Below are 16,881 nucleotides of genomic sequence, written 5' to 3' on the forward strand. Positions count from 1 at the left end.
CAAAGATCAATTTCTGATCTTTTGAGACACCCTCTTTTATTTTTGCAGCTAAAGATGCGTGATTTATTAGTGTTGCTTGATACAATAAAAACGTTATTGATTATATCCTTTTTATGTAATTATTTTAAAATAATGGTTCGATATTGAAAGATTTTTTAGAACACGCATAATTTAACTAAACTATAGCAAAATACGACTGGATTCTTTATATAGATTAAAAATGATTGATTATGTTATGAGGGGTTTTTAAATATGTTTAGAAGAAAGAGGCAGTGGAAAACCGTCAACTATTCATCAATTAATGGCAAAGGAGATAAACCTAAAAGACCCGTCCACCCTACCTTATCGAAAAACATCAAAGACATTCAGTCTGTGATAGGGGACGATCATGATTATAACGAGCGTGAGATTAGGATAGTAGGTAATCGGAAGGTCGTTGTTCTTTATTTTGGAAGCTTAGTTAATAAGGATAGCATTAATGAAACTATTTTAAAGCCAATGATTTATATTCGTTCACAATCAATGGATGTTGAATTGAAAGATAAGGAATTAAAGAGATTTTTATTTGAAGAAGTGATCTATCATACAGAAGGACAAATCGTTACTCATATTGACGACATATTACACGGTGTATTAAGAGGGAAGTGCGCGGTAATTGTTGATGGACTTAGCGAAGCGATCTTATTTGAGACGAAGGAAGTTGATAAAAGGGGGATTGAACAACCTCAAGGTGAACAGGTCATTCGCGGTCCGAGGGATGGCTTCATCGAACACCTACAAACAAATATTTCTTTGTTGAGGAATCGTCTTCCAATTGAAGAATTTCGAGTGAAGCCTCTAGAAATTGGCGAGGTGACTAAATCAACTGTTGTTATTTGTTATATTGATCACATTGCTAACGAGAAGTTAGTGGAGGAAGTTGAGAAACGGCTTCAACATATTCATATTGATCGGGTATTGGATACTGGCTATATTGAGCAATTGATTGAAGATAATCCAAGATCCCCTTTCCCTCAAATTCAATACACCGAACGGCCTGACAAAGCTGTCGGGAATTTAGTGGAAGGTCGAGTTGTCATCTTGATTGAAGGGACTCCTCTTACGCTTATATGTCCAGCTACGTTCAATCAATTCTTTCAAACATCGGAAGATTATAATGAACGTGCGTTGATGTCGAGCCTTGTGAGAATGATTCGCTTGCTAGCTTTAGGATCTTCCCTTTTGTTCCCTTCGTTATATGTTGCTGTTTTATCCTTTCATCCAGAATTAATTCCCGCTGAATTTGCAGTCGCTGTAACGAGTGGTAGGGGTGGCGTTCCTTTCCCTGTCGTAGTTGAAGTATTAATAATGGAAGTAGCGATGGAAATCCTTCGTGAAGCGACAGTAAGAATGCCTCAACAAGTTGGGGGAGCCATATCGATTGTTGGTGTGCTCGTTATCGGACAAGCAGCTGTTGAAGCAGGCTTTGTTTCACCTGTAACGGTCGTAATCATTGCATTATCCACAATTGGTTCCTTTGCTACGCCAGCCTATAATGTCGCGATTGCTTTTCGGATGCTTAGGTTTCCTATTTTATTTCTTTCAGGAATGTTTGGTTTATTTGGATTAGTGGTTGCCCTGCTGCTAATTTTCAATCATATGCTTAGTTTACGTTCATTCGGAGTTCCTTACTTAAGTCCTTTTTCTCCTGTCGATTGGCAGAGCTTACGTGACTCCTTCATTCGCTTTCCATTAAGATGGCTAAGTAAAAGGCCAGAAGAATTACATTCTTATAACACAATAAGGGTTGATCCTAAGGTGAAACGAAAACCAAAAGAACCTCTGTTACCGAAGGAGGATGATCGTAATGGAAAATCGTGAACTAACGGTTTTACAGTTAATTGTTATTTTAGTTAGTACGAATATCGGAGTGGGAATGTTAGCTTTCCCTCGTTTTGTAGCACTTAAAGCTGAAACAGCTTCGATTTCAGCAACAGTATTTGGCTCTATGATCGCTCTCATTGGAATTATGTCGATTGCTTATTTAGGGAAAGTTTACGATAACAAAACCTTTGTAGGCTATAGTAGAGAAATTCTTGGTGAAAAGCTAGGTGCTTTCTTCATTATAATAATAATTTTGTTTTTTATTATTATAACTGGATTGGAATTACGTCAGTTTGGTGAGGTGATCATTGGATCATTACTTCCTAAAACACCGATCTATGTTCCGATGATGATGATTGCTTTCATCTGTATGCTAGCTAGCTTGCATTCAGTGAATGTATTTGCTTATATTCATTTATTTTATATTGCTTTTACAGTTGCACCGATTATCTTTATTTTGCTTGTAGCAACAACAGAGATTGATTGGATATACATCCAACCGCTTCTGGGGAATGAAACGACATGGGATGGGTTTATGACAGGAGGATTCGTAGTCACGAAGGTATTGCTAAATTTCTTTGTGATCTCAATGGTTATTCCGTTCATGAGGCAACCGAATAAGGCGGTATTGGCCAGTTTTGTTGGTTGGATCATTGTAACCATTCTTTATACATTGGCGATGTTCTTCACATTAGCTGTGTTTGGTAGTACAGAATTGGAGAATTTGATGTGGCCGATTCTAGTATTAGGAAGGCTTGTTCGAATCCCAGCAGAAGTTTTTCAACGATTAGATGCTTTGTTACTCGTCGCATGGATGTTTGCTGTTTTTACAACTTTATATTCAACATTTTATTTTTCGGTACGCGCTTCTACAGAGCTTTTTCTTGGCTTTAGACAACGAATCGTCGCAGCACTCCTTTTTGGGATTATATTAGCCATTTCTTTACTGCCAAAAGATGTCTATGAAATGTATGAGGTTATTAAGGTTGTTTCAAGTATTGGTTTGTTTTTAATTATTGGTTATCCTTTGTTTCTTCTATTCATTCGAAAGGTGAAGGGAAGTGATCCTATTAATGAAAGCTCTTAAAGTGATTTTGATTTTAATGTGCTTATTATTGTTATTATCAGGCTGTTGGGATCGTTTTGAAATAGAAGATCGAGCAAATATATTAGGGATTGCGATTGATTTGGTTGAAGATTTAGAAAAAGAAGAGTTTGAAGGCTTATTAAACCCCAAAGCGACACATTTGGAGGAGTTTCCATCAGATAAGGATATGATACGAGTGACGACGCAAATTGCGCTACCTGGTGGAATTCCATTAGGTCCTATTGCTAATGGTCAACTGAATTCGGAGGATACGGTTTGGGTCGTAGAGGTACTAGGTAAGACAATAGCTGATGCGATGCATAATTTGCAGCAAAAGTTATCACAGAAACTGTATTTAGGTCATTTGCAATTAGTCATCATGTCAGAAGAAATCGCACGAAAAGGGTTAGGGGAAATTAATGACTATCTTCATCGCAATCATGAGGTGAGAAGAACAGCTTGGCTACTAGTGAATGGAGAGGATGCAGGAGCAACGCTGAAGGCGGCACCTCCAGTATCTCAGATCCCATCATTATTTCTATCACAAACATTGGATAATGCTGTTCGATTAGGAAAGCTTCCGAAGCAATATATTGGGCATTTTTGGATTGCGAGCTCAAGAAAAGGGAGAGAGGGTTTCTTACCATATATTAAAGTTGTCGAAGGTGAGAACATTTTACTTGAAGGTGTTGCATATTTTAAAGGCGATAGAATGGTCGGTAGAACGCTACCAATTGAAATTGGTATTTTCATGGCGATGAGAGGAGAGAATCCCTCAGGGTATAGTTTTGCGATCCCATTACCAGAACAATATAATGAAACGGGAATCGTTCGAGTCGAAAAAAGAAAATCTAATATAACAGTTGTAAATTCTGGTGGAAAATTAAAAGCACAATTAGACGTAAATATTTTTGGAGTACTTGAAGAGAAAACAGATACGGATCGGCAGATGAATGCTAGCGATATACGCAAGCTCGAAGAAGAGTTTTCAAAAGAAGGAAAATTGGTGATGACCAAATTGCTAGAAAAATTACAGGAAGATGGATCAGACATTATAGGTGTCGGTGAAGTTGTCAGAGGTCATCATTCGAAATACTGGGATAATTGTATTAAAACGAAAGAAAATTGGCAACAGATGTTTTCGGAGTTGGATATTGATGTGTCGTTGTCGACTCGGATCGAGAGGGCAGGAAAACGAGCTATTTAGATCGTAATAAAGCTACATGTATCTTCAATATAAAGAGATCCATGTAGCTTTTACGTGATAGGAGAAGTCTAAGTTACAAGCTTCGTGGTGTTTGCTCCTCTGTTAGTGCAACGATGCGATTCACATATTTATGTTCTTCTTGTAAGATTTGATGAGGTTGGTAGAAAATGACCGACCATCCTTTTCGATTGAAAGATTTGATGATCTTTTTCTCATTAAGCCCTTTTTTTTGTTCGATAAGTGCAATGCGATATGGAATAAGAGCGATATTGACAACAAACCGATTAATACGGTAATGAGGAGTAGGGTAATACATCATTATTCGTAGTTTTTGGTATAGCGCTCTTTCGGCTTCTGTTTGACACGTATGTTCAAGCTCTTCGACAATCACAAATGAAGGTTGTGGAGATCTGTTTATTTTAAGGAATGGAAAAGATTTCTGTTTTCTCATATATTTTCTTATGAATTTTAACATGCTTCATCACCCATTTATTATCATGTCCTAGAAATGAAAACCATATGCTTCAAATAGGAATTTGTGGAAGTTAGATAACTTGAATGACGAGTTGATAGTATGGTAAGCGTTTTCAATAGTGAAGATTAATCAAAATAGTCAAATTATTTTTGAAAAAGTGGTTGACCATAACCATGAATGAGCGTATGATAAACCTCAAACAACAACTATTAGAGATAAATTTCTACATCCTCTTTTAAGTGTTTCGGATGCTTACAATAGTTAGAGAAATAGAAAGAAGCAAACGAATAGGGAGCGAGTAAAAAATGAGAAGTGATATGATAAAAAAGGGGATCGACCGTGCCCCACACCGTAGTTTACTACGTGCAGCAGGAGTACAAGAACATGAGATGGATAAACCATTTATTGGTGTCTGTAATTCATATATAGATATCATTCCTGGTCATATGCATTTAAATAAGTTTGCTGAAGTAGCTAAGGAAGCTATTCGTGAAGCGGGTGGTATTCCATTTGAGTTTAATACAATAGGTGTAGATGATGGAATTGCAATGGGGCATATTGGTATGCGTTATTCACTTCCAAGTCGTGAAATCATTTGTGATGCAGCAGAAACTGTTATTAATGCACACTGGTTTGATGGCGTGTTTTTTATCCCAAACTGTGATAAAATTACACCTGGGATGCTGATGGCATCTGTTCGCACGAATGTCCCATCTGTGTTTGTGTCAGGTGGACCGATGGAGGCTGGTCGTACAAAGGATGGACAAAGCTTATCTCTAGCTTCAGTGTTTGAAGGCGTCGGTGCCTTTTCATCTGGGAAAATGACAAGAGAAGAGTTACTTGAAATTGAGCAGTCTGCCTGTCCAACCTGTGGATCATGTTCGGGGATGTTCACAGCGAATTCAATGAATTCTCTAATGGAAATGCTTGGACTAGCGTTACCTGGAAACGGGACGATGGTTGCTACGTCTGAAGGTCGACACCAACTTATCAAAGACGCAGCTAAGCATTTAATGACACTAATTGAAAAAGATATCCGTCCACGCGATATCGTAACAAAAGATACTATTGACGATGCATTTGCGCTAGATATGGCAATGGGTGGATCAACGAATACGGTGTTGCACACGTTAGCCATTGCTAATGAAGCAGAAATTGAATATGACTTAAATCGTATTAATGAAGTAGCTGAGCGAGTACCTTATTTATGTAAGATTAGCCCGGCTTCTGATTATTCGATGGATGATGTCCATCAGGCAGGTGGCGTCAGTGCAATTATTAAGGAGCTCTGTTCTATTGAAGGAGCGATTAACCCAGATCGGATTACGATAACTGGAAAGAGCTTATATGATACACATAAGCATGCTGAGATAACAAACGATGAAGTGATTCGTCGGAAAGATAACCCGTATAGTCCAGTAGGTGGCTTATCAATCCTTTATGGTAACTTAGCACCTGATGGCGCTGTAATTAAAGTTGGAGCCGTTGATCCTTCGATTAGCGTATTTGAAGGTGAAGCGATTGTCTTTGAATCACAAGAAGAAGCACAGAAGGAAATTGATGCTGGGACGGTAAAGGCTGGTCATGTTGTCGTCATTCGTTATGAAGGACCTAAAGGTGGACCTGGAATGCCAGAAATGTTAGCCCCAACGTCATCAATTGTTGGACGAGGTCTTGGTAAAGAGGTTGCTCTTATAACAGATGGTCGTTTCTCCGGAGCTTCTAGAGGGATTTCAATCGGACACATTTCACCTGAAGCAGCAGAAGGCGGGCCTATTGCATTCGTCGAGAATGGTGATAAAATAAAGATAGACTTACCTAACCGTACATTGGAACTACTCATTTCTGATGAAGAGCTTGCAAAACGCAAGACAGATTGGGTTGAACCAGAACCAAAAGTGAAAAAAGGTTATTTAGCAAGATATTCGAAGCTCGTGACATCTGCGAATACGGGCGGAGTAATGAAAATATAATGATTGAAAGCGTAGAAGAGGAAAGTAGTTAGTAACAGACTCCTACAGAGAACCGTAAATGCTGAGAAGCGGTGTTGTCGTTGCTAATGAAACTCACCTCAGAGTATTAGCCTGAAACATTTAGTAGGGTTAATCGGGTGTAACACAGCACTCGTTATCAAAACGTGATAAGTTATAAGCTTATCCATAAGATCAAACGGACTGTTTGATGAATAAGGGTGGTACCGTGGAAAGAAAATCTTTTCGCCCCTTTTAGCTACAGGTAGTAAGTGGCTTTATATGGGGTGAGAAGGTTTTTTTCGTATAATCAAAAGTTTAATATACGAAAAGTGAGTTCTATTGGGAATGACATCATACAAATAGGGAGGCATGAGTGATGAATACAAAATCGAAGGCTAATAAGCAAAACGAACAGACCCATCAATCAGAGGAAGAGATGAAACGTGAACTATCAGGGTCAGGGATGGTCATTGAGGCGCTAAGAAGGGAAGGCGTTGATGTCATTTTCGGATATCCCGGTGGTGCTATTCTTCCAACGTACGATGAGATTTATAAGACCGGTATCCATCATGTGCTTGCAAGACATGAGCAAGGTGCGATCCATGCAGCTGAAGGATACGCAAGAGTATCTGGGAAGCCAGGTGTTTGTGTCGTAACCTCTGGCCCAGGAGCAACGAATGTTGTAACAGGAATTGCCGATGCGATGATGGATTCATTACCACTTGTTGTCATTACAGGGCAAGTTGCATCAACAGTGATTGGAACGGATGCTTTCCAAGAAGCAGATATGATTGGTATTACGATGCCGATTACAAAGCATAACTTTCAAGTGCGTAATGTTGAGGAATTACCGCGAATGATCAAGGAAGCGTTCCATATTGCTACAACGGGACGTCCGGGTCCAGTACTTATTGATTTGCCAAAGGACGTGTCGCTTACAACGGGAATGTTTGATTATGAAAAAGAAGTGAATTTACCAGGGTATCAGCCGACGATTGTACCGAATCGCCTGCAAATTAAAAAGGTTATTGATTCATTAAAAGAAGCGAAAAAGCCAGTTATTTTAGCTGGTGCGGGTATCCTCCACGCTCATGCAGCTGAAGAGCTATACGCATTTGCGAAGGAACAGCGAATCCCTGTTGTCAACACGTTGCTTGGTTTAGGTGGTTTTCCTGGAGACGATGAATTGTTTTTTGGAATGGCAGGAATGCACGGAACGTATACAGCTAATATGGCCATTCACGATTCGGATTTGCTTATTAATATCGGTGCGCGCTTTGATGATCGCTTAACAGGAAATTTAGAATTCTTTGCACCAAATGCTAAGGTTGCTCATATCGATATTGATCCGGCTGAGATCGGCAAGAATATCCCAACGGAAATTCCAGTTGTTGGCTGTGCGAAGCAGGCTCTTGAAATGTTAAATGAAGAAGAGAGTCAACAAGGTGATACAACGGCTTGGGTTACTAAGCTAACGGAAATGAAGAATGAATTTCCTCTATGGTATGAGGAGGATGGCGAAACGATTAAGCCACAGAACTTAATTGAAATGATTCATGAAGTGACAAATGGTGATGCCATTGTTACGACGGATGTAGGTCAACATCAAATGTGGTCAGCTCAGTTCTATCGCTTTAATAAGCCTAACCGTTGGGTCACATCAGGTGGTCTTGGAACAATGGGCTTTGGCTTTCCGGCAGCAATTGGTGCACAATTTGCTGAACCGAAGTCTCCTGTTGTCGCTGTTCTCGGTGATGCTGGTTTCCAGATGACTGCACAAGAATTATCAATCTTGCAAGAATTAAATTTGCCGGTAAAAATTGTGATTGTAAACAATGCATCACTAGGGATGGTTCGTCAATGGCAGCAGCTGTTCCACGGTGAACGCTATTCAAACTCTTTGTTCCCAATTCAGCCCAACTTTACAAAGTTAGCTGAAGCTTATGACATTAAGGGAGTGAGAGTTGATCACTTATCTGATTTGAAGAATGCATTGGAAGAAATGATGGCACATCCAGGTCCAGTCTTAATGGATATTCGTGTTGCCAAAGAAGAGAATGTATATCCAATGATTTCTCCTGGCAAAGGACAGCATCAAATGGAGGGGGTTAAACCATGCAACGAATCATAACGGCAACAGTTAATAACACGTCAGGTGTGTTAAATCGGATTACAGGTTTATTTGCAAGACGTCATTATAATATTGAAAGCATTACGGTCGGTATGACGGAAAACCCTGCTGTGTCACGAATGACATTTGTTGTTGCTGTTGATAGCATGCAAAATGTGGAGCAAGTGATTAAGCAATTAAATAAACAAATCGATGTTTTGAAGGTAAAGGATATTACCGATGAATCGATTGTTGCTCGTGAGCTTGCTTTAATTAAAATTCTCGTTTCCCCTCAACAAAGAGGGGAAGTGGTCGCTCTAGTCAATACGTTCCGTGCTTCTACAATTGATGTAGGAAGAGAGAGCTTAACGGTTCAAATAACGGGTGATCATCAAAAGATCGAAGCATTTATTGATTTAATTCGCCCTTACGGCATTAAAGAACTAGCGAGAACAGGAATAACAGCATTTAATCGTAGCACGAAGAAACCATCTATTGATCCACATCGATTAACGCTGATTAACTAACTATTGTTGAATTTTGAAAATTCATATAAAAAACATTGATGAAAGAGGAGAGAGTAAATATGGCAAAAGTATATTACAATTCAGATGTAAATGAGGCAGTATTGAAGGAAAAGAAAGTAGCGGTTATTGGATATGGTTCACAAGGGCATGCCCACTCACTAAATATGCGTGAAAGTGGCCAAGATGTTATCATTGGCCTACGTCCAGGTAAATCTTGGGATAAAGCAGTGAATGATGGTTTTGACGTATACTCTGTTCGTGAGGCTGCTGCAAAAGCGGATGTCATCATGGTTCTACTTCCGGATGAGCTTCAACCGACAGTTTATAAAAATGAAATTGAGCCAGAGCTAAATGACGGGAAAGTATTAGCATTCGCTCATGGATTTAACATTCATTTCAATCAAATCGTACCACCTGAAAATGTAGATGTATTCCTTGCAGCACCTAAAGGTCCAGGGCACCTAGTTCGTCGTGTGTTCCAAGAAGGTGGCGGTGTTCCAGGATTAATCGCTGTATTCCAAGATGCATCAGGTCAAGCAAAAGAGATCGCTTTAGCTTATGCAAAGCAAATTGGTTCTGCACGTGCAGGTGTACTTGAAACAACGTTCCAAGAAGAAACAGAAACAGACTTATTCGGTGAGCAAGCTGTCCTTTGTGGAGGAGCTTCTGCATTGGTGAAAGCTGGGTTTGAAACACTTGTAGAAGCAGGTTACCAGCCAGAAGTTGCATACTTTGAATGCCTGCATGAATTAAAGCTTATTGTTGACCTTATGTATGAAGGTGGATTAGAAACAATGCGCTATTCGATTTCTGATACAGCACAATGGGGTGACTACGTAGCGGGTCCTCAAATCATTACAGACGATACAAAAGATGCAATGCGTAAAGTACTTAAAGATATTCAAACAGGTAAATTTGCAAAAGGTTGGATTCTAGAAAACCAAGCGAATCGTCCAGAATTTACAGCAATTACTCGTGCTGAGAGCAAGCATCCACTTGAAGTAGTTGGTCGTGAGCTACGCGAAATGATGCCATTTGTTAAAGCGAAGTCCAACATCTAATTGTAGGATGAATTGGATACAGATTGGGGGCTGGAATTCCGGCCTCCTCTCCTAAAATGAACAAATGATACCTGAGCTTGTTGGTGTCTCTTCTAACCGATAAAGCGTTAATTCGTACGAATCGAGGTTATTTAAGAAGCAGCAACAGGGTCAGGTACTCTAAATAAGTGTGTGTAAATAATGTCTAGGGGATGAAGAAAGAATGGAAAAGCGTATTGCGATTCTACCTGGTGATGGTATTGGACCAGAAGTTTGTGAAGCTGCCGTTCAAGTTTTAAAGGAAATTGAGAAGCTGTATGACCATCAATTTGAATATGCATATGGAGAAATTGGTGGGTCCTCCATCGATAAGTTTGGAACACCTTTACCAGAAGAAACATTGACGACTTGTCGGCAAAGTGATGCTGTGTTGTTAGGAGCGGTTGGCGGTCCGAAATGGGATCAGCTTCCAGGTGACCAACGTCCAGAAAAAGGCCTTTTAGGTTTAAGAAAGGAACTTCAGTTATTTGCCAACCTTCGTCCAGTTACGATTTTTGATGCTCTAGCAGAGTCATCACCTTTGAAGGATGACATTATTCAAGGTGTTGATGTTATGATCGTCAGGGAGCTAACAGGTGGGCTTTACTTTGGTGAACCACGTGAACGTCGTGAAATCGATGGTGATACAGTGGCGATCGATACTCTTCAATATTCTCGCTCTGAGATTGAACGTATCGTTAGAAAAGGTTTTGAGCTAGCAAGGGAGCGTCGCAAGCAACTAACTTCAGTTGATAAGGCGAATGTATTAGAATCAAGTCGACTTTGGCGTGAAGTTGTTGATGAAGTTGCAAAGGATTATCGAGATGTTGATTATGCGCATATGCTAGTTGATAACGCAGCTATGCAACTAGTGCGTAATCCTCGTCAATTCGATGTGATGGTCACGGAGAATATGTTTGGCGATATACTCAGCGATGAAGCTTCAATGATTACAGGCTCGCTAGGCATGCTACCTTCATCTAGTTTAAGTGCTGATGGACCGGGATTATTTGAACCGATTCACGGTTCAGCTCCAGACATTGCTGGTCAAAATAGTGCGAATCCTTTGGCAACTTTGTCATCGATTGCGCTCATGTTAGCTTATTCTTTTAGTATGCATAATGAAGCGAATGCACTACAAAGTGCGATTAATCAAGTACTCAATGATGGTTACCGTACAGCTGATCTAACAAATGAACGAGAATCTGCTCTCTCGACAACTGAAATGACTGAAAAAGTCATTGATGCATTACGTACAAAGATTCAGTAATGTATGAGTAGGCTGCCCGTTATGATCTAAACCTTCATAGCGGGTTTTGTAAAAGGAAAAAAATGAAGAGATAGGGGGAATCGATAATGGCGAAGACAATTATAGAAAAGATTTGGGAGAAGCATGAAGTACTAGCAGAAGAGGGGAAGCCAAGCTTACTCTATATTGATTTGCATATGGTACATGAAGTCACATCCCCACAAGCATTTGAAGGTCTACGTTTAGCCGATCGCACCGTTCGCAGGCCTGATCGCACATTTGCGACGATGGATCATAATGTGCCAACTGTTAATCGTTATGATATTAATGACCAAATTGCACGTACACAAATGGATACTTTGAAGAAGAATTGCGAAGAGTTTAATATTGAGCTTGCTGACTTAGAGCATCCTGAGAATGGGATTGTTCACGTTATTGGACCCGAGCTAGGGTTGACGCAGCCTGGTAAAACGATTGTATGTGGTGATAGTCATACATCTACACATGGTGCCTTTGGAGCATTAGCATTTGGGATTGGAACGAGTGAAGTAGAGCATGTTCTAGCAACACAAACGATATGGCAATCGAAACCTAAAACACTTGAAATTCGCGTTACTGGCAAGCTAGATTCAGACCTTTCAGCGAAGGATATTATTCTAGCTATTATTTCAAAGTTTGGTGTTGATGTCGGCAATGGATCAGTCGCAGAATTTACAGGTGAAGCGATTCGTGGCTTAACGATGGAAGAACGGATGACGATCTGTAATATGTCGATTGAAGCTGGTGCAAAAGCAGGGTTAATTAGTCCAGATCAAGTGACATTTGATTACTTAGAAGGACGCCAATACGTGCCAAAAGGTGAAGAGTATGATGCGCTTGTTGCAGAGTGGAAAGAGCTTGCCTCGGATGAGGGAGCGAGCTATGATCGTGTCGTGACGATTGATGCCTCAGAAATTGAACCGATGGTGACATGGGGAACAAATCCTTCCCAAGGTGTAGGAATTAGTCAAACGGTTCCTTTTCCAGAGGATGCGAAAAGTGATTCTGAACGCCGTGCGATTGAGCAGGCGCTTGAATATATGGATCTTAAGTCAGGAACGAGTGTAGCAGATATAAACATTGAGCATGTTTTCATTGGCTCATGTACGAACTCGCGATTGAGCGATATTCGTGCTGCAGCTGAAATCGTGAAAGGTCATCAAGTAGCTGACCACGTTCGTGCTCTTGTTGTACCTGGTTCACAAAAAGTGAAAAAGCGTGCGGAAGAGGAAGGCTTGGATCAAATATTTATTGAAGCAGGCTTTGAATGGCGACATTCTGGCTGTAGCATGTGCTTAAGTATGAATCCGGACGTTGTTCCTGAAGGAGAGCGTTGTGCGTCCACGTCTAACCGAAATTTTGAAGGTCGTCAAGGCAGAGGGGCTCGTACTCATTTAGTTAGTCCTGAAATGGCAGCAGCGGCGGCGATTGCTGGACACTTTGTTGATATTCGCAAGTGGAAATCTGAGAAGGTTTCACGATAGGAGGGGATAGTGATGGAACCAATCATTAAGCATGAAGGATTTGTCGCAACGATGGATCGTGTCAATGTCGACACGGATCAAATTATTCCGAAACAATTTTTGAAACGTGTAGAACGAACAGGGTTTGGCCAATTTTTATTTTATGATTGGCGCTTTTTGGACGATGGTTCACCTGACCCTACGTTTGAATTAAATCAATCCCATACCGAAGACGCGAGTATTTTAGTGGCCGCACACAATTTCGGCTGTGGTTCATCTCGTGAGCACGCACCTTGGGCGTTAGCTGACTATGGCTTTAAGGTTATTATTGCTCCTAGTTTTGCTGATATTTTTTATAATAACTGTGTGAAAAATGGGATGCTGCCTATTCGATTAGACGAGGAAATTGTCTATAAGTTATTAGGAAAAGGATCAAGCCGGTTTAAATTAACAGTTGACTTAAGAGAACAGACAATTAGTGGTGAAAACGTGAAAGCGTCATTTGAAATTGACCCTTATTGGAAAGAAATGCTTTTAAACGGCTGGGATGAGATTGGATTAACATTAAAATATGAAGAAAAGATTACAGCATTTGAGCAGGCTAAGTAGCATACACTTAAGCCACTGAATTTGGGAGGGTTTCCCTTTTCAGTGGTTTTCTTTCTATTATCATATTTCGCTAATTGTTCGGTTACTCTAATCAATAGCATAGGATTGGGTTTGAATAATCGGTATTTGGGGAAGAAGATGAATACATAAGTAGTCATTGTGATTTGCAGTAGTAGCTGATACACTAATAAAAAATCATGAGCTAGAGTGGAGCGGTTCCAAAGTGGATAAGCGAGAAAGAAAGGCCAATGTTATATTGTATCCTGGCTTAGTTAAGCGGTTAATTGAAAAAGGGATGGATGCATTGAAAGATAAAGACGGACAAAAAGCGCTTCAATATTTTGTCGATGCGGAATCATATGAGAGCGAAAATCAACAAGTCGTTTTCGGTAAAATGCTCAGCTTAATTGAATTAGGTAGGCTTCAGGAAGCACTTATTCATTCTAAACAATTATTACACGCAGGTGAGAGTGATTATTATGAAGTCTTACAAGTTCATATCTCTTTACTCGTTCAACTAGGTGACTATAATGAAGTCGTACAGCTATTAGAAGCGGTATTAACTGAGGAGAAGTTGCCTTCTCAGTATGCGGAGTCATTTTATCAATTACTTCATTTTAGCAGACAAATGATTGAAGACCGAGAATGGGCACCATCTGCTAAGGAAGAGGATTCTATTTCAGAAAAGGTTCAGCCTATGCTTTTTGCAGAATCGGTTGAACTTCAAGCTTCAGCGATTTGGATGCTACGAGAATCGGATGCACCAGATGCTATTTCATTGCTTATTGAATACATAGGGAAAGAAAACAATGATCCAGTTCTTGTCTCGTTAGCTTTACAATCGTTAAGAGATAAGGGTTTACATACTAAGATTACATATAAAAAGGGAACACAAACGCTCGAAGTGAACCCAAGTGAAATTGACCAGGATGGATTAGAAGCGTTTCAAAGAGATGTGGTAAAGAAGTTAGAACAGTTAGTTGAAAGTGAAGACCCGATTTTATTAGAGATAGCGAGGCAACTCTGTGTTACTTATATGCTAGCGATTTATCCTCACTATCCAGAACCAAAAGCGGATTTATTTTGGGGATGTGTATTTTATGCTTGCGCTGCAGAACGAATAGGCTTAGAATGTCTAGAGGTCATGCAAATGGAAGGTATCGACCAAGAACGATTGCTCGAAAAGATGGAAGAGGTCATGGAAATGGAAGCTTCTGTCTACCAGGTTTAATAATAGATGTTCCTTCTTCACGAACTGATTTGGGGTTTGGGCATTTTAAAGGGAATCTGCTATCAGTGAGTTCCTTTACAAGAATGAGTATCATACTATGCCATTACTGATTTCTTATACTAATAGAGATATTTGTTGGAAAAATAGTAATATTTGAATTGAGCAAACGTTATGGTATACTAGAGTGGTTGTCAAAGACTATAGAACGAATGAATGGTTCGGAAATGTAGCAGATGTAATTAAGTTGGAGGGAATAGAATATGACTGTAAAATGGGAAAAGCAAGAGGGAAACGAAGGAGTATTAACAGTTGAAGTAGAAGCTGAAAAAGTGAATGATGCACTAGATCAAGCTTTTAAGAAAGTTGTTAAGAAGGTTAATGTACCAGGATTCCGTAAAGGAAAAGTACCTCGTTCATTATTTGAAAAGCAATTTGGTGTAGAGTCACTATATCAAGATGCTCTAGATATCCTTCTACCAGGAGAGTATGCTCAAGCTGTAGAAGAAGCAGGAATTGAGCCAGTCGATCGTCCAGAAATTGATATTGAAACGATGGAAAAGGGAAGCAACTTAACTTTCACAGCGAAAGTGACCGTGAAGCCTGAGGTTGAACTTGGTGACTATAAAGGCTTAGAAGTTGAAGAACCTGACACGAACGTAACAGATGAGGATGTTGAAGCTGAATTAACAACACTTCAAGAGCGTCAAGCAGAGCTAGTTGTACTAGAAGATGGCGAAATTGCAGAAGGTGATACAGTTGTCTTTGATTTTGAAGGCTTTGTTGATGGAGAGCCATTTGAAGGTGGACAAGCAGATAACTATTCACTTGAAATTGGTTCTGGTCAGTTTATTCCAGGTTTTGAGGAGCAAATGATTGGCTTAAAAGCTGGTGATGAGAAGGATGTTGAAGTAACATTCCCTGAAGAGTACCATGCTGAAAATCTTGCAGGAAAGCCAGCTACGTTCAAAGTGAAGGTTCATGATATTAAGCGTAAGCAGTTACCAGAATTAGATGATGAGTTTGCAAAAGATGCGAATGAAGAAGTGGAAACACTTGATGAATTAAAGGCTTCTTTAAAAGAAAAGCTACAAAAGGATAAAGAGCACCAAGCTGATCACCAAGTTCGTGATGCACTTGTACAACAAGCGAGTGAAAATGCAACGATTGATGTCCCAGAGGCTATGGTTAACTCTGAGGTTGATCGTATGCTTCAAGAATTTGAGCAACGTCTTCAAGCACAAGGCATGAACCTAGAGATGTACTTCCAATTCTCTGGTCAAGATGAAGCTGCTATGCGTCAGCAATTCCAAGAGGATGCCGGAAAGCGTGTGCGTATGAACCTGACGCTAGAAGCGATTAGCGAAGCAGAGAGCTTAGAAGCATCTGATGAAGATGTGGATAAGGAAATCGAGAAAATGGCGGAAATGTATAAACGTTCTGCTGATGAGATTAAAGGTCTTCTTGCTGCACAAGGTGGAGTAGATAGTTTGAAAGCTGACTTGAAGGTACAAAAAGCTGTAGAATTCTTAGTGGAAAACAAAAAGTAAGAATATAATGAGCTTAAAGTGAATAAAGTTCATACACAAGGCGCGATTCTTCGTGCCTTGTTTTTCAATACTGCCTTGCTTCAAACATTGAATGATGTATGAGCTTTGTCATAATGGTGAAAGCTAATTAGAACAAACGGACATAGATGAAAAAAGCATAGAAATTAGCTGATAATTTCATCCAAGAAAAAGGGTTTTTTGATGTGAATATTGAATGTATAATCAATCCATACATAATATTTGTTTTAGCATAAGCTGTTCCAAATGAACGATGCTTATGTTAAAGAGTAATGAAATAACGGTAAGGAGGCATATAGGAAATAAACGGTTATTGACATCAAACTTAACTGAAGCTTACAAATATATGAGCTATATGTCCATTTGTATATATAAGTCTTCATAAAAGCATTTTATGCGTGAGG

Annotated in this window: 13 protein-coding genes and 1 other annotated feature; of the genes, 12 read left to right on the forward strand and 1 reads right to left on the reverse strand. The window is 39.7% G+C overall.

Features of this window, described 5'->3' with window-relative positions:
- The first annotated feature begins 252 nt into the window (after positions 1-252).
- The 3 genes from ACERJO_RS15950 to ACERJO_RS15960 are packed head-to-tail and all read left to right on the forward strand — an operon-like array spanning position 253 to position 4,157.
- Positions 253-1,860, forward strand: coding sequence for a spore germination protein (locus ACERJO_RS15950; RefSeq protein WP_373648113.1), 1,608 nt, complete (start codon positions 253-255; stop codon positions 1,858-1,860).
- Positions 1,847-2,950, forward strand: coding sequence for a GerAB/ArcD/ProY family transporter (locus ACERJO_RS15955; protein ID WP_373648114.1), 1,104 nt, complete (start codon positions 1,847-1,849; stop codon positions 2,948-2,950). Before ACERJO_RS15950 ends, ACERJO_RS15955 begins: the two co-directional genes overlap by 14 nt.
- Positions 2,925-4,157, forward strand: a complete 1,233-nt coding sequence (locus tag ACERJO_RS15960; protein ID WP_373648115.1) for a Ger(x)C family spore germination protein — start codon at positions 2,925-2,927, stop codon at positions 4,155-4,157. Before ACERJO_RS15955 ends, ACERJO_RS15960 begins: the two co-directional genes overlap by 26 nt.
- 73 nt (positions 4,158-4,230) lie before the next feature.
- Here the strand turns inward: ACERJO_RS15960 and ACERJO_RS15965 are convergent, their stop codons facing one another.
- A complete protein-coding gene (locus ACERJO_RS15965; protein ID WP_373648116.1) occupies positions 4,231-4,632 on the reverse strand; it encodes a hypothetical protein in 402 nt (133 codons plus the stop codon).
- A 305-nt stretch (positions 4,633-4,937) separates the two neighbouring features.
- On the opposite strand from ACERJO_RS15965, the gene ilvD reads away from it, so the two are divergent.
- The 9 genes from ilvD (at position 4,938) to tig (ending at position 16,459) form a co-directional block, all read left to right on the forward strand.
- Positions 4,938-6,605, forward strand: a complete 1,668-nt coding sequence (gene ilvD / locus ACERJO_RS15970; protein WP_247107205.1) for a dihydroxy-acid dehydratase — start codon at positions 4,938-4,940, stop codon at positions 6,603-6,605.
- A 3-nt stretch (positions 6,606-6,608) separates the two neighbouring features.
- Positions 6,609-6,859 (forward strand) — a binding site (T-box leader).
- Positions 6,860-7,041: 182 nt separating this feature from the next.
- Complete coding sequence (ilvB, locus tag ACERJO_RS15975; protein WP_373648139.1) at positions 7,042-8,736, forward strand: acetolactate synthase large subunit; 1,695 nt, start codon at positions 7,042-7,044, stop codon at positions 8,734-8,736.
- Positions 8,721-9,242, forward strand: coding sequence for an acetolactate synthase small subunit (ilvN, locus tag ACERJO_RS15980; protein ID WP_247107204.1), 522 nt, complete (start codon positions 8,721-8,723; stop codon positions 9,240-9,242). The genes ilvB and ilvN overlap by 16 nt, the downstream gene beginning before the upstream one ends.
- A 59-nt stretch (positions 9,243-9,301) precedes the next feature.
- Entirely contained in the window at positions 9,302-10,303 is a 1,002-nt protein-coding gene (gene ilvC, locus ACERJO_RS15985; protein WP_247107203.1) for a ketol-acid reductoisomerase, read from the forward strand.
- Between the two features lie 202 nt (positions 10,304-10,505).
- Complete coding sequence (gene leuB, locus ACERJO_RS15990) at positions 10,506-11,591, forward strand: 3-isopropylmalate dehydrogenase (RefSeq protein ID WP_247107202.1); 1,086 nt, start codon at positions 10,506-10,508, stop codon at positions 11,589-11,591.
- A gap of 83 nt (positions 11,592-11,674) precedes the next feature.
- Complete coding sequence (gene leuC / locus ACERJO_RS15995) at positions 11,675-13,093, forward strand: 3-isopropylmalate dehydratase large subunit (RefSeq protein ID WP_247107227.1); 1,419 nt, start codon at positions 11,675-11,677, stop codon at positions 13,091-13,093.
- Positions 13,094-13,105: 12 nt separating this feature from the next.
- Positions 13,106-13,681: a 3-isopropylmalate dehydratase small subunit gene (gene leuD / locus ACERJO_RS16000; protein ID WP_247107201.1), complete on the forward strand. Its 576-nt coding sequence runs from the start codon at positions 13,106-13,108 to the stop codon at positions 13,679-13,681.
- A 223-nt stretch (positions 13,682-13,904) separates the two neighbouring features.
- Positions 13,905-14,912 (forward strand): tetratricopeptide repeat protein, encoded by a 1,008-nt coding sequence (locus ACERJO_RS16005; RefSeq protein ID WP_247107200.1) that lies wholly within the window; start codon positions 13,905-13,907, stop codon positions 14,910-14,912.
- A gap of 260 nt (positions 14,913-15,172) precedes the next feature.
- On the forward strand, positions 15,173-16,459 hold the full coding sequence (gene tig / locus ACERJO_RS16010; protein ID WP_247107199.1) for a trigger factor: 1,287 nt from the start codon (positions 15,173-15,175) through the stop codon (positions 16,457-16,459).
- The last annotated feature ends 422 nt before the right edge of the window (positions 16,460-16,881 follow it).

Source organism: Halalkalibacter sp. AB-rgal2, from assembly GCF_041821005.1.
Taxonomy (GTDB): Bacteria; Bacillota; Bacilli; order Bacillales; family Bacillaceae_D; genus Halalkalibacter.